Origin of the sequence: Paenibacillus sp. MER 180 (assembly GCF_023713665.1) — a bacterium.
Lineage (GTDB): Bacteria > Bacillota > Bacilli > Paenibacillales > Paenibacillaceae > Paenibacillus_B > Paenibacillus_B suaedae.
The window spans coordinates 67,593-93,573 of record NZ_JAMAVT010000008.1 but is presented as its reverse complement, the minus strand read 5'-3'; the positions used below and the strand labels follow the sequence as shown (position 1 = coordinate 93,573).

The window sequence follows — 25,981 nt, the reverse complement described above, 5'->3', positions numbered from 1 at the left end:
CATCGATTGTTTGTTCCAAAGATTGCTGCATGTAATCCGGGAAGCGATGTCGAACCCCATGCAGTCGGTAGGGCGACTGGAAATTCTGCCCCCTGAAGAACAGAAGAATATACTCCACAATTACAGCTTGGGACAACGAACCGAGCAACCACTTGACCGTTCTGTGCACGAAATGTTTGAGACCCATGCAGCAAATACGCCGGATCAAATCGCTGTTGCGGAACCGGGCGGATTGTCATTGACCTATGGACAATTGAATGAGCAAGCGAACAGGCTCGCTCGGACGCTTCGTCGCTTGGGCATAGGGAGTGGGGAGCCTGTGGCCATTCTAGGGGAACGTTCTCCGCTTATCGTAACTGCCGTTCTTGCCGTATTAAAGGCAGGCGGCGCTTTCGTTCCGTTGGACAACTCATTGCCAGCCGAGCGCCTGGCTTATATGGTAAGGGATTGCGAAGCAAAAGTACTGCTTACTGCCGACGATGACATGATGACTGTGCCTGATGGCTGCCGAGTCCTAGATTTGCGGCTTGCGTCAAGCTATGCCGACGATTCGACCAATTTACTTCACGGTTGTCCACCTGAGCGACTTGCGTATGTTATCTACACCTCCGGAACAACGGGAAGGCCCAAGGGGGTTATGATCGAGCAACGCAGTTGGGTTTCTACTGCATGGTCATGGCATCATGAATACAGGCTCGGTAATATGGAAGTACGACTGCTGCAAATGGCAAGCTTTTCGTTTGACGTATTTGCCGGCGATTTGGCCAGAGCATGGCTAAGCGGAGGACAGCTCGTTATATGTTCGAACGAAACTCGTCTCAGTCTGCCTCGTCTCCATAGGGTAATCGTCGAACAAGGCATAACATTGCTGGAATCGACGCCAGCATTGCTTGTGCCGCTCATGGATTATATTTACGAGAATGGCTTAAGTACGGGACAGTTACGTTTGTTAATTATGGGCTCAGACCGCTTTGCGGCGAAAGATTATCAGAGGGTGCACGATTGTTTCGGCTCTATTATGCGTATTCTCAACAGCTATGGGGTGACGGAAGCATGCATTGATGCTTCCTATTACGAGACAATGAATGGAAGTATACTGCCTCAAGAAGGAGGCGTACCGATTGGCAGACCGCTCCCGCACGCCAACCTGTATGTGCTTGGACAGGGCGGGACATTGCAACCCGTTGGCGTGCCGGGGGAGCTGTGCATCGGAGGAGCCGGGGTAGCTCGGGGTTACCTGAACAGGCCGGAACTGACGGCAGAGCGATTCGCTCAAGATCCGTTTGTGACGGATGGACGCATGTATCGTACTGGAGATCGCGCTTACTGGCTTCCGGACGGGAATTTGCAATTTCTTGGTCGTCTTGATGACCAACTAAGTATACGGGGCTATCGGGTAGAGCCGGGCGAAATTGAATCATGCCTCATACAAAACGCATCTATCCGTGAGGCGGTTGTTGCTGTTATGCCAGATCGCCAAAGTGAGCAGGTACTTTGCGCGTATTACACGGGCGAGAGGGAGCTTGAGACAGATGAGCTGCGAGGATTCTTGTCCTCGATGCTGCCGGACTATATGATTCCTGTCGCTTATATGAAGCTGGATCAGCTTCCTTTGACGACAAACGGTAAGGTGGACCGCAGAGCCTTGCCTGCGTTGGATGAAAGAATTTCCTCCAAACCATACCTGCTACCGGTGACGGATGCTGAGCAACGGATGGCAAAGCTTTGGCAGGAAGTGCTGGATCACGAGCAGATCGGACTCCTAGATAATTTCTTTGAACTTGGAGGTCATTCGCTGAAAGCGATGACGCTGTTGACGCGCATTCATGAGGAGTTCAAGATCGAACTCGGATTGCGGGACATCTTTCAGGCGTCAGTGCTAAAAGACTTAACCGAAGTGGTCGGCTCGGCGGCGACACGTAATTACGAGTCGCTTGAATCCGCACCTGAGCAGCTCTATTACCCGCTATCGTCCGCTCAGAAGCGGTTATTTATGTTGCAGCAATTGGATGTAACAGGACTAAGCTACAATATGCCGGCCGCCTTTCTTATGGAAGGGACGCTGGACAAGGAACGATTGGAAGCGGCGTTCCATTCGCTTATTGCCCGGCACGATGTTTTGCGTACTTCATTTGCTATTGCAGATGGGGAGCCTATTCAGCGCGTGCAGCAGCAAGTTGATTTCTTTATCGCGGTAGAGACAGCAGAGGACGGGGAAGAAGATGCGCGTATTCAGGCGTTCATTCAGCCGTTCGACCTGGACGCGGCACCACTGCTGCGGGCAAAAGTCGTACATCTCGGGGATCAACGGAATCTGCTCTTATTTGACATGCATCATATCATCTCGGACGGCATTTCTGTGCAAATATTGACGGAAGAGCTGGCTGCGGCCTATGCCGGTGAAACGATGGAACCGCTAAAGCTGCAATATAAAGACTATGCTGTATGGCAGCAAGCTTATAGACATACGGAAGATTATGCCAAGGAGGAGGCCTATTGGCTGTCGCAGTTTGCCGAGGAGGTACCGGCTCTCCAACTGCCGACCGACAATCCGCGGCCTGCTGTGCGCAGCTTTATAGGCGGCCGGGTAGACGCCGAACTGGACGGCGAGCTTGTGATGGCTGTGCGCGAGTTGGCTCGCAAGAGCGACGCCACCGTGTACATGGTACTGCTAGCCGCATACAGCGCATTTCTGTCGCGTATAGCCGGACAAGACGAGATCGTCGTCGGCACGCCGGTGGCGGGACGTCAGCTTGCAGGTTTGTCAGGCATGTTAGGGATGTTTGTAAATACCTTGGCGCTCCGCATGTACCCGGAAGGAGAAAAAACGTTTGCCGCCTATCTCCGTGAAGTGAAGCAGACGGCGTTATCTGCGTTCGAGCATGAGAAATATCCGTTTGAGGAACTGGTTCAGCGAATGGTTCAGGAGCGCGATCTTAGCCGCAATCCACTATTCGACGCAATGCTCGTTCTGCAGCAGGGGGATAATGAAGAGCTGAAACTGGAAAATGTCAATCTGACTTTGTATCCGTTGGATTACACGGCAGCCAAGTTCGATCTGACGCTCACGGTAACCGAGCGAGAGGACAGCTTCTTAGTGACTTGGGAATACGATTCTTCTTTGTTTACGCAACATACAATTGAACGCTGGAGTGGCTGCTTTCAAGAGCTTCTCCTTCAGGCCGTTCATTTCCAGGACGTCAAACTTGGCGCTTATGACTTGGTTACCGCCCAAGATAAAGAACATTTGCTTGAGCGGTTTGCCGGTAGAGAAGAAACGTATGATCCAGCATCATCTGTGCTAACGCTGTTCGAGCAGCAAGCGGCGCTAACTCCCGACCTCCCGGCGATTATTGGGGAAGAGGGGGAACTGAGCTACCGGCAACTAAACGAATGGGCGGAGCAGCTAGGCGCCGAACTTCGTAAGCGCGGTGTAGGAACGGATACGATTGCCGCTGTCATGACTCACCGTTCGTTAGAAATGGCGGCAGGTATAATTGGGGTCTTGAAAGCAGGAGGAGCCTACCTCCCGATTGATCCGGAATTTCCTACGGATCGGATCCGCTTTATGCTGGAGGACAGCCGCCCTCAAGCGCTGCTTACGTTCGACAAGTATAAGCCGCTTATTGCCGAGCTTCGTCAAGATGTTTCTGTTCTTTATTTTGAAGACAATCCGCTGCAGGAAGTTTCCGTGAAAGGGCAGGGACGCTCGATCGATCCGAAGCACTCGGCCTACGTCATCTACACATCGGGCACAACAGGAAGGTCGAAAGGCGTTCTTATCGAACACGGGAGCTTTGCGAACACCATACAGTGGAAAAAGCGCCACTACCAGTTTGGTCCGAGCGACAGGGCGTTGATGCTGAATCCTTTTATATTCGATTCGTTTGTGACTCACTTCTTTGCGCCTATCGTCTCAGGGGCAGCCGTTGTTATCCTGAGCGATCAGAACAGCAAGGATGCTTCAGCCATTCGCGAAGCTATCGTCCATCATCAAATCACCCATTTGCAGAGCCCGCCGAGCTTCTACTCCGCCATGCTGGAACACATGAACCGCGAGGATTGGCGCTCGGTGCGCAGTGCGGTAGTAGCAGGCGAGGCCGTAGGCATGCCTTTAATTCGCCGTTTGAAAGCAATGAATCCTGAAATGCAATTGATGAACGAATACGGCCCAACCGAAAATACGGTCGTAACGACTGCTGTGGAATTAACGGAAGAGACTGCTGTATCCATCGGACGCCCTATTCCCAATACTCGTGTCTATATTGTCAATGCACAGGGAAGGCTGTCTCCATTCGGCGTACCGGGAGAGCTCTGCATTGCCGGTCTTGGTTTGGCGAGAGGGTATGTGAACCAGCCGGAATTGACCGCAGCGAGGTTTGTTTCCGATCCTTTCGTACATGGAGAGCGTATGTATCGAACCGGCGACTGGGCCCGGTGGCTGCCAGATGGAACGTTGGAGTACTTGGGACGCATTGATCATCAAGTGAAAATCCGCGGAAATCGGGTCGAACTGGGAGATATTGAGGCACATCTGATATCGCTCCCTGGGATAAGCGAGGCAGTTGTGACTGTGATCGAGGGCTCGGAGGGGAGCGCCAGTCTATGCGCTTATTTTGTCGCGGATCGGGACTACGCGGTGAAGGAACTGAGACAACGGCTTGGTGTTGCCTTGCCTTCTTACATGATACCGTCTTATTTTGTTCCCATGCTGCAAATGCCTCTGACTGTCAACGGAAAATTGGATCGCCGCGCCCTGCCGCATCCTGAGGGCAGCAGCCTGGCCGTGAGCGGAAGTTATTTGGCTCCAAGATCCGATGCGGAACAAAAAATGGTCGAATTGTGGCAAGATGTGCTTGACGTTCGCCCGATCGGAGTGCGGGATGATTTCTTTGAACGAGGCGGCCACTCGCTAAAAGCGACGGTCCTCGTTTCCCGCATGCAAAAAGAGCTTCAGGCTGATGTTACGCTCCGGGATCTGTTTCAATATCCCACTGTTGAAGCGTTGACGGAGGCACTCGCTTCCAGATCGGTTAAAGCAATCGATTCGCTGGAGCCGGCGGCGCCGATGGATTATTATCCGCTGACATCGGCTCAAAGAAGGATGTACGTGCTGCAGCAACTGGAAGGCGTAGACGTCAGTTACAACATGCCGGCCGTTCTCCGGATGGAAGGCAGTCTGGCCCCCTCGCGATTCGAGTCGGCCCTGCAACAGATCATTCTGCGTCATGACGCTCTGCGAACATCTTTTACATTCATCGACAATCAGCCTATGCAGAAAGTGCACGAGCATGTGCAGGCGTCCGTCGTTTACCGGGTAGCGGAAGAACAGCAGCTTGACGCAAGAATAGCGGAGTTTGTACGTCCATTCGATCTGGAGCAAGCGCCTTTGCTGCGTGTCGAGGTTATAAGTGCGGGAAAACATCTGCATTACTTGCTGCTTGATATGCACCATATTATCTCCGATGGCGTATCCATCAGCATTTTTGTAGAAGAATTTGCGAAACTGTACGCCAGACATCAACTAGAACCCCTTCGATTGCAATACAAAGATTATGCCGTATGGCAGCAGCAATACGCTCATAGTGCAGCTTATCGGAAGAATGAGGACTACTGGATGCAGCAACTAGGGGGCGAGCTGCCTGTGCTGCAAATCCCGACCGATTACTCACGCCCGATGCTGCGCAGTTTTGCCGGAGAACGTGTTGATTTTCATCTTGACAAGGCATTGTCGGAGTCCGTGCAAAGGTTGGCGCTGAATGAAGGGGCGACCGTGTACATGGTATTGCTGGCGGCATACAGCATGTTTTTGTCGCGATTGTCCAGCCAAAACGAGATTATCATCGGCTCCCCGGTAGCTGGGCGGCCGCATGCAGATTTGTCGTCCATGATGGGGATGTTTGTAAATACACTGCCATTGCGTACGTTTCCTTCGGGGCAAAAGAAATTTTTGCATTTTATACAAGAAATCAAACAAACGACGATGGATGCCTTAGAGCATGGAGATTACCCGCTGGAAGACTTGGTCGATCAAATTGTCAGAGAGCGGGATATGGGTCGAAATCCGTTATTCGATGCTGTATTTGTGCTGCAAAATACCGATTCGTTGCCAATTGTGCTTCCTGACTTGAGCGTGGACACGTATTCGTTCGTAGATACAACGGCGAAGTTTGACCTTACGCTTCAGGTTAACGAGCACCCGGATGGCTATCGCTGCTCTATGGAGTTTTCTACGGCTTTGTTTGCTCGCGAAAGGGTAGAGCGTTGGTGCCGTTACTTCACAGTCATGCTGCATGATGTGATTACGGCCCCGGATACGCTGCTTGCTGAAGCAAGATTGCTTAATCAAGAAGAGCAGCTTGAACAGCTTATGACTTATAGCGGATTACCTGTTTCTCCGATGCCGGATGTCTCGATTACGGATCGGTTTGCAGAGGTCGCTCGCAATTATCCGCAACGATTGGCGGTTGTATGCGGTGAACGTCACCTTACCTACGAAGCGCTGCAGCATCAGTCGGGCATTCTGGCCGGCAAGCTTCTTAGAGAAGGACTGCCGCTTCATGCGGCTGTCGGAATTTTAGCTGATCGGTCCATTGAATTTATTGTAGCTGTCATGGGAGTTTTGAAGGCGGGTGGCGCCTATGTGCCGCTGGATCCTGAAGCTCCAGAGGATCGTCATCTGTATATTTTGGACGATTGCGGAGCGGAATTTTTGCTGGTTGCCGGCAATTTGCACCCGCCGGAATCGTATGAGGGGGCAGTCATCAGCCTTGACGCCGATTGGCTTTTACATGAGGATCTGGTGGCAAAAGGGCAATCGCGTACGGTAGGCCCCGATGATCCCGCTTATATCATGTACACCTCCGGCACAACGGGAAAGCCGAAAGGCGTGCTGGTCACACACGGCAATGTGGTCAACCTGGTGACAGGCGGCGGTTATGTACCGTTTCATGACGGACATCGCTTCGCACAGACAGGTTCGGTCAGCTTCGATGCGGCGACATTTGAAATGTTCGGAGCTATTCTTCATGGAAGTCAACTATACCCTGTGGAGAAAGAAGTACTGCTGAACGCTAGCCGTTTGGGACAGTTTATCGCAACCAACAGCATTACGGTTATGTTTTTGACGACATCTCTTTTTCATCATTTGGCTGATATGGATGACAAACTTTTTGCCGGAATTCAGCATTTGATCATGGGGGGAGAAGTGCTGCTGCCGAAGCATGTTCGGGCCGTTCAGCAAGCATGCCCATCCATTACGATATGGAACGGATATGGGCCTACGGAGAATACGACGTTTTCAACCGCGTTCAAGGTCAGCGATGCGGGCAGCATGACAAGTATCCCAATCGGCCGGCCGATTGGCGGAACGACAGCCTATGTGCTGGGCGACGGCGGACAGGTTCTTCCTGTTGGCGTGCCGGGAGAATTGCATCTCGGTGGCGCTGGAGTAGCCAAAGGCTACTGGAATCATCTTGAGCTTACGCATGAGAAATTCAAACCCGATCCTTTCAACGAAGGCAAAACGATGTATGCAACAGGGGATCTGGCTCGCTGGCTGCCAGATGGCAATCTTGAATATTTGGGACGGATCGATCAGCAGGTCAAAATTCGAGGATATCGGATTGAACCGGGCGAAATTGAAGCCCGTCTGCTGTTGAATGCCGATATTCGGCAAGCGTCTGTCGTTATTCGAAAAGATAAGCCTGGAAACGAAGTGCTTTGCGCTTATTATGTCAGCGATAGTGCGTTAGATCTTTCCGCATTAAGACATGAAATGAGCCTGGCACTGCCTGCTTATATGGTACCTGAGCATTACATCCGCCTTGCAGAGCTGCCGCTTACTAAAAACGGAAAACTGGATCGTTCGGCATTGCCTGTATCTGCCTATGAAACGGCAGCCGTTGCGCCGTACATGGCCCCTCGTACACGGACGGAGGCTCAGCTAGCCGCAATTTGGGAAGACGTGCTGCAAATTTCGCAAGTAGGAGTAAGCAGCAGCTTCTTTGAATTGGGAGGCCACTCGCTAAAGGCGATGACGTTGGCATCGCGTATCCATCAAGCGTTGCATGTACAAGTCTCGATTCGTGACATTTTCCGCTTTGCAACCATTGAAGCGTTGGCTCCGCTTGTCGAGCGGCAATCGAAGGATCTGTTTAAGGGATTGCAGCCGGCCGAGCCATGCGATTATTATCCGCTGTCATCCGCACAAAGAAGGCTGTTCGTGCTGCAGCAGCTTGAAGGCGCGGAACTAAGCTATAACATGCCTGCAGCCTTGTTATTCCATGGACGCGTGGACTTTGTCCGATTGGAACAGGCTTTCAGGGAGCTGCTCGCCCGCCACGAGGTGCTGCGAACCGGGTTTGATGTGGTGGACGGCGAGCCTGTTCAACGAATTAGCGCTGAGGTCGCGTTCGATTTGCCTTATCGGGAAGCCGGGGATAGGAGAGCGGAAGACCTCATTAGGGAGTTTATTCGTCCTTTCGATCTGAGCCAGGCACCGCTGCTGCGCGTTCAGTTGATCAGGCTGACCGATACGCAGCATTTGCTCCTGTTTGACATGCATCATATTATTTCCGACGGAACTTCCATGGGCATTTTGATTGAAGAGGTGACCAGGCTGTATGCCGGCGATCGTCTCGAGCCCGTATCGCTTCATTATAAGGATTATGCCGTCTGGCTGGCGGCAAACGGTCATTCGCCTACGTATGTCCAACAAAAAGAGTACTGGCTGCAGCAGCTCGGCGGCGAGCTTCCGGTTCTTCAGCTGCCAGCCGATTTCGCCCGTCCGCCGATCCAAAGCTTCACGGGAAGCCAATTGGATTTCGCGATCGATGCGGAATTGACTGCCAGCATCAAGCAGCTGGCGCAAGACACGGGAACTACGTTATTTATGGTACTGCTCGCTGCTTACAGCATGTTCCTGGGCAAACTGGCTGGTCAGGACGAGATTGTGGTGGGAACGCCGATCGCCGGTCGGCCGCATGCCGACCTGTCCGGCATGCTCGGCATGTTTGTCAATACCTTAGCCATTCGCTCGATGCCTTCTGCCGACAAAACATTCCGAAGCTATTTGGAAGAAATGAAGCAACTGGCTTTAACGGCGTTTGAGCATGCGGAGTACCCGTTTGAAGAACTGGTGGAGCACGTCGTACGGCAGCGGGATGTGAGCCGCAATCCGATTTTCGACGCGATGTTCGCGCTGCAAAATATGAACCGATCCGAACTGCAGATGGCCGATGTCGACATCGCCCCCTACGAGTTGGAAAACCCGACATCGAAATTCGACTTGTCGCTATTTATCCACGAGGCGGGAGAGGAGCTGCACGGCAGCCTGGAGTACGCGACAGCGCTCTTTAAAGCCGATACGATCCGGCGGTGGAAAGATCATTTCCTCACGCTGCTGCGGCATACGGCCGCAGACCCGGATGTCAAGCTCGGCAATGCGAGCTTGCTGAACGAACAGGATCGGATGATGCTCCAAGGCTGGATGGACGGATCTGTACAGAAAATGCCGGATGCCTCGGTGCATCAGTTGTTCCGCAAGCAGGCGAAGGCAACACCGGAAGCTGTCGCGCTCGTATGTGCCGATACAAGCCTTACTTACGAAGAACTGGATCGGTTGTCGGATCGCCTGGCTGCTGCCTTGCGTCGGGAACAGATCGGCAGCGGCCGTATTGTCGGGCTGATGGCGGGACGTTCCGCCCACATGATGATCGGTTTGCTGGGCATTTTGAAGGCAGACGCGGCTTTCCTTCCGGTCGACCCTTCCTACCCGGCGGAGCGCATAGCGTACATGCTGGACGATTCGAAAGTGGCTTGCCTGCTGGCGGATGCCCCTTCCGCGCCAACGACCGGAGGTCTTGGATATGAGGGTAAAACGCTCATCGTCGAAGAGCTTCTTTCGGCTAGCAAGCAAAGTGTGTGGAACCGTGAGAGCTCAGATAGCACCATTAGCATTGATAGCTTTAATAGCTTTAATAGCTTTAATAGCTTTAATAGCGCTAATAGCGCCTCCTTTGAACCGGATAGCGAGAGTAGCCGATTGCTCTACGTCATCTATACGTCGGGTACGACGGGGAAACCGAAAGGCGTTATGTTGGAGCATGGCAACCTTGTGAACCTGATCATGCATCAATACGAGCGTACGTCCATTCCATTTGACAAGCAGGTGCTGCAGTATGCGTCGTACAGCTTTGATGTGAGCTATCAGGAAATCTTTTCTACCTTGCTGGCGGGCGGAACGCTGCATGTGATCGAGGAAGACATGCGCCAAAATCCGACTGCGCTCTTCCGCTATGTGGAGGAACGAGGCATTCCAACCTTGCTGCTGCCGTCGTCGTTCGTCAAATTCGTTTGGAACGATCCGACCTACGAAGCGAGTTGGCCAACGTGCGTGCAGCATCTGATTACGGCCGGAGAGGCGCTGATTGTCGGTCCGGCGCTGCAGCGCTATTTGCAGGAGCATGGCGTCACGCTTCACAATCATTACGGCCCTTCGGAAACGCATGTAGCCACCACGTACACGATGATGCCGCAAGAACCGATGCTGGCGCTGCCGCCGATCGGCAAGCCGATCAGTAATTCGTCCGTGTACATTTTGGACGGGCTCGGACAGCTGCAGCCGATCGGCGTAGCGGGCGAGCTGTATATCGGCGGTGCTTGTGTCGGCCGAGGCTATTTGCATCAGCCGGGCTGGACGCAGGAGAAGTTCCTTGCCAATCCATGGCTGGAAGGAACGCGGATGTATCGAACCGGGGATCGGGCCCGCTGGTTGGCTGATGGCAACCTCGAGTATTTGGGCCGTATCGATCATCAGGTGAAAATAAGAGGATACCGGATCGAACCGGGCGAGATCGAAACCAGACTGTTAGCGTTGGAAGGAATTCGAGAGGCGGCCATCATCGCACTGCCCGGTGAGCGAGGCAGCCATGAGCTGTGCGCGTATGTGGCAGGAGAACGCGAATTTACATTCGCCGAACTGCGCGAGGCCTTGCGATTGAACTTGCCGGACTACATGATTCCGGCGTATGTCGTGCAGCTGGAGGAACTGCCGATTACGAGCAACGGCAAAATCGACCGCAGAGCGCTGCCGGCGCCAGAAGGGGAGCTGCGAACGGGAACGGAGTATGTGGCGCCGCGCACAGCAACGGAAGCGAAGCTGGCGCAGCTATGGCAAGAGGTGCTGGGACTGGAGCGCGTCGGCATCCGCGATAACTTCTTTGACATCGGGGGCCATTCGCTCCGGGCGATGACGCTCGTATCGCGCATTCATCAGACACTGGAGGCGGAGGTGCCGCTGCGGCAATTATTCCTTTCGCCAACGATTGAAAGCTTGGCGGCTGCACTGGAGGAGGCGGAAGGCAGCGTATTTGAAGCGCTCGTGCCTGCCCCGGCGCAGGCAGCTTATCCGCTGTCGTCCGCGCAAAAACGGCTGTATGTGCTGCAGCAGCTGGAGGGCGCCGAGCTGAGCTACAACATGCCTGCTGCTCTGCGTCTGACGGGGACGCTGGATCGCCAGCGGCTCGAAGCCGCCTTCCAGGCGCTCATCGCCCGTCATGAATCGCTGCGCACGGCGTTTGCGGCGGTAGACGGCGAGCCGATGCAGCGCATCGTAGAGGCTCCGGACTTCACCGTCGCATACGAGGAGGCGAGAGGAGCCGAGGCGGAGACGTACATTCGCCGCTTCCTCCGTCCGTTTGACCTTGACGTTGCACCGCTGCTGCGGACGACGGTGGTAAGGCTGGACGAAACGGATCACGTGTTGCTGTTCGATATGCACCATATCATTTCCGACGGCACCTCCATGAACATTTTGGTGCAGGAATTGACGAAGCTGTATGCGGGAGAAGAATTGGAACCGCTGCGTTTGCAATACAAAGATTATGCGCTCTGGCAGCAAGGCTACCGGCAAAGTGCAGCTTACCGGAAGATGGAGAGCTACTGGCTGAGCCAGTTTGCAGGCGAGCTGCCGGTGCTGAGCCTGCCGACGGATGCTCCGCGACCGGCGGTGCGCAGCTTTGAGGGGGATCGGGTAGACTTCGAGCTGGACAGCGTGCTGGCGGAAGCGGTCAGAGAGCTGTCCCGGGAAAGCGGTGCGACCGTATACATGGTGCTGCTGGCCGCATACAGTGCCCTGCTCGGGCGGTTAAGCGGTCAAGAAGAAGTGATTGTCGGTACGTCGATCGCCGGACGTTCCCATGCGGATCTGCAAGGGATGATGGGCATGTTCGTCAACACGCTGGCGCTGCGGATGAACCCGTCTGGAGAAAAGCCGTTCTCGACCTACTTGGAGGAAGTGAAGCAGACGGCGCTAGGCGCATTGGAGCATGGGGACTATCCGTTCGAGGAACTGGTGGAGCAAGTTGTAAAGCAGCGGGATATGAGCCGCAATCCGCTGTTCGATGCCATGCTGGTGCTGCAAAACACCGAGCAGGCCGATTTGGAGCTGGCAGGTCTGCAATGGACGCCGTATCCGATCGAGAGCGGAGCAGCGAAATTCGACTTGACGCTGTCGGTTACCGAGCATGAGCAGGGGATGCGATGCTCCCTGGAATATGCGTCCAAACTGTTCGAACGGACGACGATCGAGCGCTGGGCGGGTCACTTTACCGAGCTGCTGCGTCAAGCGGTTCGTCATCCACAAGCGATGCTGGGAAGGATCGAGGTGCTGACGGCTGACGAGCAGGAAGAGCTGCTGGTGACATTTAATGATACGGCGGTGGAACTGCCTGCGGAAGCAACGGTGCATGCGCTGTTTGAACAGCAGGCTGCACGAACGCCGGAGCAAGCGGCACTCGTAAGCGGAGAGGCGGTATGGACATATGGCGAGCTGGAGGCGCGAGCCAACCGCATCGCCGGCTGGCTGCGTGCGCATGGGGTGAAAAGCGAAGACCGCGTCGGCGTGCTGCTCAGCCGTTCACCGCAACTGATCGCCGGTCTGCTGGGCGTGATGAAAGCCGGCGCGGCCTATGTGCCGCTGGACCCAGCGCTGCCAGAAGCGCGCATCGAGGGGATGATCCAGGATGCCGGTATCCGTATCCTGGTGACCGAAGGGATGCAGACAGAAAGGGTGGCGGACTGGGAAGAAACGCCGCTGCGGCATGTCCTGTGCTTGGATGAGGAACGCTCCGCCGTTACGGAAATAGCTGCTGCGGTTTCCGAAGGGAAGAAGGAACGCTTGGCCGCCACGGATGCCGAAGGGCAGAAGAACTGCTCTGGCTGCTCTGCCATGGTGAGGTTTGCCTCCGCGGAAGAACTGGAAACCTATTCGTCGGCCTCCACGAGATCAACGGATGTACATTCGGATGTACAGACAACGCCGATGAACAGCGCGTATGTGATCTACACGTCGGGCACCACCGGCAAGCCAAAAGGCGTGGTGGTGGAGCACCGGAATGTCATGAACTTTATCACGGGGATGGTGCGCTCGCTGCCGTTTGCGCCGTCTGCGTCGATCCTCTCGGTCACCACGGTGTCCTTCGACATCTTCGTGACCGAGAGCTGGGTACCGCTTAGCTGCGGGATGCAGATCGTTCTCGCGAGCGAAGCGGAGCTTCAGGACCCTGCGCTGCTGGGCGATTTGCTGGCGGAGCATCCGGTACAACTGATGCAGACGACGCCTTCGAGGTTGTCGATGATGTTGGAACAGGAGCACAGCGCCGCGCAGTTGTGCCGTATACCAGCTCTGTTAATCGGCGGCGAGCCGCTGCCTGCGGCGCTGCTGAAGCAGCTTCGGGCGCAAACGAATGCGTCGCTGTACAATATGTACGGCCCGACGGAAACGACGGTGTGGTCTACGTTTGAACATCTGGAGGATAGCGAAGGAGGAAAAGTCAGCATCGGCCGTCCGCTGGCGAACACGCAGGCGTACGTGCTGAACGAAGCGCTGCAGTTGCAGCCGATCGGAGCCGTAGGCGAGCTGTGCCTCGGAGGCGCCGGGGTCGCCCGCGGATACTGGGCGCGCGAAGAGCTGACCAGGGAGAAGTTTGTCGATCATCCGTTTCTATCCGGAGAGCGGATCTACCGGACGGGCGATTTGGCCCGATGGCTGCCAGATGGCAGATTGGAGCATCTAGGACGGATCGACCATCAGGTGAAGATCCGCGGTTACCGGATCGAACTGGGCGAGATCGAAGCGCATTTGCTGCGAATTGAAGGCGTCAAAGAAGCGGTCGTGTCGGTTGTTACCGGGGAAACGCAGGAACTGTGCGCCTATGTAACGGGCAGCGGCGAGCTAACGGCGCAGGCGATGCGAAGCAAGCTGGCGGCGGGCCTTCCGTCATATATGCTCCCCTCGCACTTCATTCGCTTGGAGAAGATGCCGCTCACGCCAAACGGGAAACTGGATCGCAAGGCGCTGCCTGCGCCGGAAGGGGCACTGCAGACGGGAACGGAGTATGCAGCGCCGTGCACGGTAACGGAAGCGAAGCTGGTGCAACTATGGCAAGAGGTGCTGGGGTTGGAACGCGTCGGCATCCACGATAACTTCTTTGAAATCGGGGGCCATTCGCTCCGAGCGATGACGCTTGTAAGCAGAGTAAACAAGGAAATGAGCGTGAGCCTGCCCCTAAGAAACGTGTTCTTTTATCCGACAGTTGAAGAGATGGCGCAGGCGATCTCTGAGCTGGAGCGGTTGGAATATGCCGTCATTCCGCAGGCCGAAGCAAGGGACTACTACCCGGTGTCCTCGGCGCAGAGACGGATGTACATTTTGCAGCAGTTTGAAGGCGCAGAACTAAGCTATAGCATGCCTGCAGCCTTGTTATTCCATGGACGCGTGGATTTTGCCCGATTGGAACAGGCTTGCCGGGAGCTTATCGCCCGCCATGAGGTGCTGCGGACCGGATTTAGTATGGTGGACGGCGAGCCTGTTCAACGAATTAGCGCTGAGGTTGCGTTCGATTTGCCTTATCGGGAAGCCGGGGACAGAAGAGCGGAAGCCCTCATCCGGGAGTTTATTCGTCCTTTCGATCTGAGCCAGGCACCGCTGCTGCGCGTTCAGCTGATCAGGCTGACCGATACGCAGCATCTGCTCCTGTTTGACATGCATCATATTATTTCCGACGGAACTTCCATGGGCATTTTGATTGAAGAGGTGGCAAGGCTGTATGCCGGCGATCGTCTCGAGCCTGTATCGCTTCATTATAAGGATTATGCCGTCTGGCTGGCGGCAAACCGTCATTCGAATACGTATGTCCAACAAAAGGAGTACTGGCTGCAGCAGCTTGGCGGCGAGCTTCCGGTTCTTCAGCTGCCAGCCGATTTCGCCCGTCCGTCGATCCAAAGCTTCACGGGAAGCCAATTGGATTTCGCGATCGATGCGGAATTGACCGCCAGCATCAAGCAGCTGGCGCAAGACACAGGAACTACGTTATTTATGGTACTGCTCGCTGCTTACAGCATGTTCTTGGGCAAATTGGCAGGTCAGGACGAGATTATTGTGGGAACGCCGATTGCCGGCCGGCCGCATGCCGACCTGTCTGGCATGCTCGGCATGTTCGTCAACACCTTAGCCATCCGTTCGATGCCTTCTGCTGACAAAACATTCCGAAGCTATTTGGAAGAAATGAAGCAACTGGCTTTAACGGCGTTTGAGCATGCGGAGTACCCGTTTGAAGAACTGGTGGAGCACGTCGTACGGCATCGGGATGTGAGCCGCAATCCGATTTTCGACACGATGTTCGCGCTGCAAAATATGAACCGATCCGAACTGCAGATGGCCGAGGTCGACATCACACCGTACGAGTTGGAAAACCCGACATCGAAATTTGACTTGTCGCTATTTATCCACGAGGCGGGAGAGGAACTGCACGGGAGTCTGGAGTACGCTACAGCGCTCTTCGAGGCGGATACGATCTCACGGTGGAAAGATCATTTCCTCACGCTGCTGCGGCATACGGCCGCTAACCCGGATGTCAAGCTCGGCAATGCGAGCTTGCTGAACGAACAGGATCGGATGATGCTCCAAGTCTGGATGGACGGATCTGTACAGAAAATGCCGAATGCCTCGGTGCATCAGTTGTTCCGCAAGCAGGCGAAGGCAACACCGGAAGCTGTCGCGCTCGTATGTGTCGGTACAAGCCTTACGTACGAAGAACTGGATCGGTTGTCGGATCGCCTGGCTGCTGCCTTGCGTCGGGAACAGATCGGCAGCGGCGGTATTGTCGGGCTGATGGCGGGACGTTCCGCCCATATGATGATTGGCTTGTTGGGCATTTTGAAAGCAGGCGCGGCCTTCCTTCCGATCGACCCTTCCTATCCGGCGGAACGCATAGCATACATGCTGGACGATTCGAAAGTGGCTTGCCTGCTGGCGGATGCCTCTTCCGCTCCAACGCACGAAGGTCTTGGATACGGCGGCAAGACGCTCATCATCGAAGAGCTTCTTGCGGCAAGCGAGCAAAGTGAGTGGAGCCGTGAGAGCTCAGATAGCACCAATAGCTCTAATAGCTCTAATAGCTCTAATAGCTCTAATAGCTCTAATAGCTCTAATAGCTCTAATAGCTCTAATAGCTCTAATAGCTCTAATAACCCTGATAGCGGCTCCTACGAACCGGATAACGAAAGCAGCCGATTGCTCTACGTCATCTATACGTCAGGTACGACAGGGAAGCCGAAAGGCGTCATGCTGGAGCATGGCAATCTCGTGAACCTGATTATGCATCAATACAAGCGTACGTCCATTCCATTTGACAAGCAGGTGCTGCAGTATGCGTCGTACAGCTTTGATGTGAGTTATCAGGAAATCTTCTCCACATTGCTGGCGGGCGGAACGCTGCATGTGATCGAGGAGGACATGCGCCAAAATCCGACTGCGCTCTTCCGTTATGTGGAGGAACGAGGCATTCCAACCTTGCTGCTGCCGTCGTCGTTCGTCAAATTCGTGTGGAACGATCCGACCTACGAGGTGAGTTGGCCAACGTGCGTGCAGCATCTGATTACGGCCGGAGAGGCGCTTATTGTCGGTCCGGCGCTGCAGCGCTACTTGCAGGAGCAAGGCGTAACGCTTCACAATCATTACGGCCCTTCGGAGACGCATGTAGCGACCACGTACACGATCAGGCCGCAAGAGCCGATGATGGCGCTGCCGCCGATCGGCAAGCCGATCAGCAATTCGTCTGTATACATTTTGGACGAGCTCGGACAGCTGCAGCCGATCGGTGTAGCGGGCGAGCTGTATATCGGCGGCGCTTGTGTCGGCCGAGGCTACTTGCATCAGCCGGGCTGGACGCAGGAGAAGTTTCTGGCCAATCCATGGCTGGAAGGGACGCGGATGTATCGGGCCGGGGATCGGGCCCGCTGGTTGGCAGATGGCAACCTGGAGTATTTGGGCCGTATCGATCATCAGGTGAAAATAAGGGGATATCGGATCGAACCGGGCGAGATCGAAACCATACTGTTAGCGTTGGAAGGAATTCGAGAGGCGGCCGTAATCGCGCTGCCAGATGAGCGAGGCAGCCATGAGCTGTGCGCGTATGTGGCAGGCGAACGCGAATTTACATTCGCCGAACTGCGCGAAGCCTTGCGATTGAACTTGCCGGACTACATGATTCCGGCGTATGTCGTGCAGTTGGAAGAACTGCCGATGACGAACAACGGCAAAATCGACCGCAAAGCGCTGCCGGCACCAGAAGGTACGCTGCGAACGGGAACGGAGTATGCAGCGCCGCGTACGGCGACGGAAGCGAAGCTGGCGCAGCTATGGCAAGAAGTGCTGGGGCTGGAACGCGTAGGCATTCGCGATAACTTCTTTGACATCGGGGGCCATTCGCTCCGGGCGATGACGCTCGTATCGCGCATTCATCAGACACTGGGGGCGGAGGTGCCGCTGCGGCAATTATTCCTCTCGCCAACGATTGAAAGCTTGGCGGCTGCACTGGAGGCGGCGGAAGGCAGCGTATTTGAAGCGCTCGTGCCTGCCCCGGCGCAGGCAGCGTATCCGCTGTCGTCCGCGCAAAAACGGCTGTATGTGCTGCAGCAGCTGGAAGGCGCCGAACTGAGCTACAACATGCCTGCTGCGCTGTGCCTGACGGGAACGCTGGATCGCCAGCGGCTGGAAGGCGCCCTCCAGATGCTCATCGCCCGTCATGAATCGCTGCGCACAGCGTTTGTGGCGGTAGACGGGGAGCCGATGCAGCGCATCGTAGAGGCTCCGGACTTCACCGTCGCGTACGAGGAGGCGACAGGAGCCGATGTGCAGGCGTCCATTCGCAGCTTCCTCCGTCCGTTTGACCTTGGCGTTGCGCCGCTGCTGCGGACGACGATGGTACGGCTGGACGAAGCGGAGCACGTGCTGTTGTTCGATATGCACCATATTATTTCTGACGGCACCTCGATGAACATTTTGGTGGAGGAATTGACGAAGCTGTATGCGGGAGAAGAATTGGAACCATTGCGGCTGCAGTATAAAGATTATGCGCTCTGGCAGCAAGGTTACCGGCAAAGTGCGGCCTACCGGAAGATGGAAAGCTACTGGCTGAGCCAGTTTGCAGGCGAGCTGCCGGTGCTGAGCCTGCCGACGGATGCTCCGCGACCGGCGGTGCGCAGCTTCGAGGGGGATCGGGTCGATTTCGAGCTGGACAGTGTGCTGGCCGAAGCGGTCAGAGAGCTGGCCCGGGAAAGTGGCGCGACCGTATATATGGTGCTGCTAGCCGCGTACAGCGCCCTGCTGGGGCGGTTAAGCGGTCAAGAAGAACTGATCGTAGGTACGTCGATCGCCGGACGTTCCCATGCGGATCTGCAAGGGATGCTGGGGATGTTTGTGAACACGCTGGCGCTGCGGATGAACCCGTCCGGAGAAAAGCCGTTCTCGGCTTACTTGGAGGAAGTGAAGCAGACGGCGCTAGGCGCCTTGGAGCATGGGGACTACCCGTTCGAGGAACTGGTGGAGCAGGTTGTGAAGCAGCGGGATATGAGCCGCAATCCGCTGTTCGATGCCATGCTGGTGCTGCAAAACACCGAGCAGGCCGATTTGGAGCTGGCGGGTCTGCAATGGACGCCGTATCCGATCGAGAGCGGAGCAGCGAAATTCGACTTGACGCTGTCGGTCAGCGAGCACGAGCAGGGAATGCGATGCTCCCTGGAATATGCGTCGAAACTATTCGAACGGACGACGATCGAGCGCTGGACGGGCCACTTTACTGAGCTGCTGCGTCAAGCAGTCCGTCATCCGCATGCGATGCTGGGAAGCATCGAGATCCTGACGGCTGGCGAGCGGGAAGAGCTGCTGGTGGCGTTCAACGATACGGCGGTGGAGCTGCCGGCGGAAGCGACGGTGCATGCGCTGTTCGAACGGCAGGCTGCATGGACCCCGGATGCGTTAGCTGTGGCATTTGAAGATAGGCAGCTGACGTACCGGGAGTTGAACGAGCGGGCGAACCGCTTGGCGAGAAGATTGCAAGCGCAAGGGGTGCGGCGTGAGCAGTTGGTAGGGATTATGGCCGAACGCTCGCTGGAGATGATCGTGGGCATACTGGCGATCCTAAAAGCCGGTGGAGCGTATGTGCCGATCGATCCCGAGTACCCTCAGGAACGCATCTCCTATATGTTAGAGGATTCCGGGGTGCAGGTGCTGCTGATTCAGAAGCATTTGAAGGAGAGGGCTTCTTTTGAGGGAATCAAGGTGGAACTGGAAGAGGAGCCGTTGTCTGGCGCAGAAGAATACTTCGCGAACAGTGCGAACTTGGCAATGGCGGCAATGGCCGATGATCTGGCGTACATCATCTACACGTCGGGTTCAACAGGAACGCCTAAAGGGGTTTGCGTGACGCATCGCGGGGTTGTCAGACTTGTTTCGTCATCGAATTATGTGGACATTAGCGAACAAGACGTATTTTTGCAGGGCTCGACGATTTCCTTTGACGCTGCGACGTTTGAGATATGGGGCAGCCTGCTGAATGGTGCGGCGCTGGCGATTTTGCCGCCCGGTAAATTGTCGCTAACGGACTGGGTGCAGGCGATTCAGCAGCATCGCGTCAGTATATTGTGGCTAACGGCTGGCTTGTTTCATGTAATGGTGGAAGAGCAGTTGGAAGGTTTGTACGGGGTGAAGCAACTGCTGGTTGGCGGTGACGTTGTTTCGAGACCTCATGCAAAAAAAGTGTTGGAGCGATTCAGCGAATTACGGCTGATCAACGGTTACGGCCCGACGGAAAACACGACGTTTACGTGCTGCCATGAAATCCGGATGTCAGATGTGGAGCGCGCGTCGATTCCGATAGGCCGTCCAATCAGCAACACGCAAGTATACGTGCTGGGCAGAACCAAAGAGATACTGCCTATTGGCGTAATTGGAGAGTTGTATACTGGCGGCAGCGGATTGGCTCGCGAATACTTGAACAATCCGGAGTTAACAGCGGCGAAGTTTGTGGAGCATCCGTTTGCACCGGGCGAGCGGTTGTTCCGAACAAGCGATTTGGCCCGCTGGCTGCCGGATGGAACAATAGAGTATGCAGGTCGCATAGACGATCAGGTGAAAATTCGCGGTTACCGTATTGAGCTTGGAGAAATCGAAGCGCAGCTTCTTCGCGTAGCGGACGTTCAGGAAGCGGTGGTCATCGCCCGTGAGGACGAAACCGGCCGAAAGACGCTGTGTGCGTACATCAAAGCGATACGTGAACTAGAGGCCGAAGAACTCCGAAACCCTTTGGCGCAAAAGCTGCCAGGTTACATGATCCCGTCGTACTTCGTGCAACTTGCGCAGATGCCGCTGACGCCCAACGGGAAAGTGGACCGCAAAGCGCTGCCTGAGCCGGTAGCAGGCATGAGTGCGGGGACGGAATACGTCGCCCCGTGCACGGGCGAAGAAAAAGTGCTCGTGTCCGTTTGGCAGTCGGTGCTGGGCGTAGAGAAGATTGGGATCCTAGATCATTTCTTCGAGCTTGGCGGCGATTCGATCAAAGCGATTCAAGTCGCTTCGCGGCTATTGCAAGCCGGGTATAAGGTCGAGATGAAAGATCTGTTCCGCTATCCGGTCGTCTCCGAGCTTAGCTCCCAGATGACGGCGGTCACTCGCCGTGCGGGACAAGAAGAGGTGCATGGTCCAGTGCCGCTTACGCCAATCCAGCGCTGGTTTGTGCAGCATGATCCTGTGGATCTGCATCATTTTAACCACGCGGTTATGCTGTACCGGGAAGAACGGTTCGACATCGATGCACTGTGCCTGACGATGCAGCGCATCGCTAGGCATCATGACGCGCTGCGGATGATTGTCACGCAGACGGAAGACGGCTACGCTGCTTGGAACCGCAGCGTGGAAGACGGCGAAAGCTACAGTCTGGACGTATTTGACTTCCGTGGCGAAGAGGATTGGAGCCAGCGGGTCGAGACGGAGGCCGGCAAGCTGCAGGCCAGCTTCTCGCTGGGCGCCGGTCCGCTCCTGAAACTGGGCTTGTTCCAGTGCCCGGATGGGGATCATTTGCTTATCGCGATTCATCATTGGGTCGTCGACGGAGTCTCTTGGCGTATCCTTTTTGAGGATATCGCGTCAGCTTACGAACAAGCGGCGCAAGGACAGGACATTCGGCTGCCGCTGAAAACGGACTCGTTTCAAACGTGGTCGCGGCAGCTTGGCGCCTATGCGGCAAGTCCAGCAATGGAGGCGCAGCGCGCTTACTGGCAATCAATTGTAGAGAAGGGCGTAGTGCCTCTGCCTAAAGATGATGAGCAAGGTGTGTCCACGCTGGATGCCAGCCGGACGCTGACGGTGGAGTGGTCGCAGGCACAGACGCAGCAATTGTTGAAAGAAGCACACCGGGCCTACGGTACGGAGGTCAACGATCTGTTGCTGACCGCATTGGCGATGGCGGTTCAAGCGTGGAGCGGACTCGAACGCGTGGCAGTCTTGCTGGAAGGACACGGCCGAGAACCGATCGCGGCGGATGTGGATGTAAGCCGGACGGTCGGCTGGTTTACGAGCGCGTATCCGGTGGTGTTGGAGATCGAGCCGGAGATGAGCCTGCCGCAGCGGATCAAGCGCGTGAAGGAAACGCTGCGGGCGATTCCGCAAAAAGGGCTCGGCTACGGTCTTCTGCGCTACATGTCCGCGTCGGAAGAGGCGAAGTGGGCGTGCGATCCTGACATTTCGTTCAACTATTTGGGACAGTTTGATCAGGATTTGGAGCACAGCGCGCTGCGAATCTCGCCGCTTTCTACAGGCGAGGCGATAAGTGGCCGAAGACAGCGTGCGTCGGCACTGGAATGCAACGGCATGATCGCCGAAGGAGCGCTTCGTCTGCACATCAGCTACAGCGCGGAGCAGTACCGCCAAGCGACGATGGAACGGTTCGCGCACGAGTTGCAGATCAGCTTGCGAGAACTGCTCGCCCATTGTGTCGCGCAGGAGAGAACGGAATTGACGCCAAGCGATTTGCTGCAGCCTGGCTTTACGCAAGAAGAGCTGGATGCGCTCATGCAGCGGAGCGCAGCGTTAGGTGAGATCGAAGATGTGTACGCGCTGACGCCGATGCAGCAAGGAATGCTGTTCCACAGCCGCCTGGATCCGCAAGCCGGCGCCTACGTGAATCAGATCCATCTGACCCTGCAAGGCGAGCTGCAGCCGACAGTGTTTGAACAAAGCTGGCAAGCCGTCGTGCAGCGGCATGCGGTGCTGCGAACGAGCATCGACAGTGAGTGGCGAAGTGAGCCGCTGCAAGTCGTGTACCGGAAGCGGCCGTTTACAATCGCCTATCGCGATCTGTCGATGCACGACGCGGGCGAGCAGGCAGCCTGCATAGCGCAGTGGAAGTCGGACGACCGGAAGCAAGGCTTTGCGGTAGCGTCGGAGAGCCTGATGCGTGTGGCGGTGCTCCGCACAGGAGAGCAAACCCACGAGGTGTTATGGAGCTTCCATCACCTGTTGATGGACGGTTGGTGCTTGCCGCTGGTCATGGAAGAAGTGTTGGGGATTTACAACGCCTTGCGCACCGGAGAAGAGGCGCCGTTACGCAGCGTCCGCCCGTACCGCGACTATATCCGCTGGCTGTTCGAACAGGACGGGAATTCGGCACGAAGCTACTGGAAGGAGCAGTTTGGGGGTACCGAAGCGCTGTCTGCGCTGCCGAAGCGGCAGCGTCAGGCGCAAGGCTATGAAGCGAAACGCGTGAGCTGGATCGTCCCTCGGGAGCAGAGCAAAGCCATCGCACTGGCGGCCACTGCGCACGGCGTAACGGTGAGCACGCTGCTGCAAACGGCATGGGGACTGGTGCTGCACGCCTACAGTGGCGGACGGGATGCGGTATTTGGCGGCGTCGTATCGGGCAGACCGGCAGACCTGCCTGGCGTGGAAGGAATGATCGGACTGTTCATCAATACGCTGCCTGTTCGGGTAACGTGCGAGGGACAGGAGACGGTTGCTCACATGCTGCGCCGTATGCAGGCGCAGGCGCTGGCATCGCAAGGGTACGCCTACTATCCGCTGCACGAGATCCAGGCGCAGTGCGCCGGAACGAGAGAACTGTTCGACCATATTCTTGTGTTCGAGAACTATCCGATGCAAACCGCGCAGGCGGAAGCGTCAGCGGATGCAAGCGGACTGGAAATTACGGGGGTTCAAGCGGACGAACAAACGAATTATGACCTGAATGTGATGATTCAGCCGGGAGAAGAGCTGCACATTCATTTCGATTACAACGGACAGGTGTACGAGCAAGGGACGATGGAGCGCTTGCAAGGTCACTGGATGCGGATGGTAGAGCAGATCTTGTCCACCCCGAACGTGGAGGTAGAGAAGCTGGAACTGCTGACGGCTGAAGAGCGGGAAGAGCTGTTGGTGACATTCAACGATACGGCGGTAGCGCTGCCTGAGGAAGCGACGGTGCATGGGCTGTTCGAACAGCAGGCTGCACGGACGCCGGAGCAGCCGGCGCTCGTAAGCGGAGAGGCGGTATGGACGTACGGCGAGCTGGAGGCGCGAGCCAACCGCATCGCCGGCTGGCTGCGTGCCCACGGGGTGAGAAGCGAAGACCGCGTCGGCGTGCTGCTCGGCCGTTCACCTCAACTGATCACCGCTCTGTTGGGCGTGCTGAAAGCCGGCGCGGCCTATGTGCCGCTAGACCCAGCGCTGCCAGCAGCGCGCATCGAGGGAATGATCCAGGATGCCGGCATCCAAATTCTGCTGAGCGAAGGGACGCAGACAGAAACGGCGGCAGACTGGGAAGAAACGTCGCTACAGCATGTCTTGTGCTTGGATGAGGAACGCTCCGCCGTTACGGAAATAGCCGCTGCGGATGTCGAAGAAAAGAAGGAACGCTTGGCCGCTTCGGATGTCAAAGAGAAGAAGGAACGCATGACCGCTACGGATGTCGAAGGGAAGAAGGAACGCATGACCGCTACGGATGTCGAAGGGAAGAAGGAACGCATGGCCGCTACGGATGCCGAAGGGAAGAAGGAATGCATGGATGCCGAAGGGCAGAAGAATTGCTCCGCCATGGTGAGGTTCGCTTCCGCGGAAGAACTGGAAACTTATTCTCCGGCATCCATGGGATCAACGGATGTACAGACAACCCCGATGAACAGCGCGTATGTGATCTACACGTCGGGCACCACCGGCAAGCCAAAAGGCGTGGTGGTGGAGCACCGGAACGTCGTGAACTTTATCGCGGGAATGGTGCGCTCGCTGCCGTTTGCGCCGTCTGCGTCGATCCTCTCGGTCACCACGGTGTCCTTCGACATCTTCGTGACCGAGAGCTGGGTACCGCTCAGCTGCGGGATGCAGATCGTTCTCGCCAGCGAAGCGGAGCTTCAGGATCCTGCGCTGCTGGGCGATTTGCTGGCGGAGCATCCGGTACAGCTGATGCAAACGACGCCTTCGAGGCTGTCGATGATGCTGGAGCAGGAGCACAGCGCCACGCAGCTGCGCCGTATACCAGCTCTGTTGATCGGCGGCGAGCCGCTGCCTGCGGCGCTGCTGAAGCAGCTTCGGGCGCAAACAAATGCGTCGCTGTATAATATGTACGGCCCGACGGAAACGACGGTGTGGTCTACGTTTGAGCATCTGGAGGATAGTGAAGGGGAAAAAGTCAGCATCGGACGTCCGCTGGCGAACACACAGGCGTACGTGCTTAACGAAGCGCTGCAGTTGCAGCCGATCGGAGCCGTAGGCGAGTTGTGTCTCGGAGGAGCCGGGGTCGCCCGCGGATACTGGGCACGCGAAGAGCTGACCAGGGAGAAGTTCGTTGACCATCCGTTTCTCCCCGGAGAGCGGATGTACCGGACGGGCGATTTGGCCCGCTGGCTGCCGGATGGCCGACTGGAGCATCTGGGCCGGATCGACCATCAGGTGAAGATCCGCGGTTACCGGATCGAACCGGGCGAGATCGAAGCGCATTTGCTGCGAATCGACGGCGTCAAGGAAGCGGTCGTGACTGTTGCCGTCGGGGAAACGGAGAGGGACGTACAGGAATTGTGCGCCTATGTAACAGGCAGCAGCGAGCTAACGGCGCAGGCGATGCGGAGCAAGTTGTCGACGGACCTTCCGCCTTATATGATCCCCTCGCACTTCATTCGCCTGGAGAAGATGCCGATCACGCCAAACGGGAAGCTGGATCGCAAGGCACTGCCAGCGCCGGAAGGGGCGCTGAGCACGGGAACGGAGTATGTAGCGCCGCGCACGACGACGGAAGCGAAGCTGGCGCAGCTATGGCAAGAGGTGCTGGGGTTGGATCGCGTCGGCATCCGCGATAACTTCTTTGACATTGGCGGTCATTCGCTCCGGGCGATGACGCTTGTATCGCGCATTCATCAGACGCTAGAGGCGGAGGTGCCGCTGCGGCAATTGTTCCTCTCGCCAACGATTGAAAGCTTGGCGTCTACACTGGAGGCGGCGGAGGGCCGCACATTTGAAGCACTTGTGCCCGCTCCGCTGCAGGCCGCATATCCACTGTCGTCCGCGCAAAAACGGCTGTATGTGCTGCAGCAGCTAGAAGGCGCTGAACTGAGCTACAACATGCCCGCTGCACTGCGCCTGACGGGAACGCTGGAT

At 56.2% G+C, this 25,981-nt stretch carries 1 protein-coding gene (running past both ends of the window); it reads left to right on the top strand.

The whole window is internal to a non-ribosomal peptide synthetase gene (locus M3661_RS14810) on the top strand: the coding sequence, 41,826 nt in all, runs 1,265 nt past the left edge and 14,580 nt past the right edge, and what appears here is coding positions 1,266–27,246 (codon 422, partial, through codon 9,082, complete); the first codon wholly inside the window starts at position 2. Both codon boundaries (start and stop) fall beyond the window edges.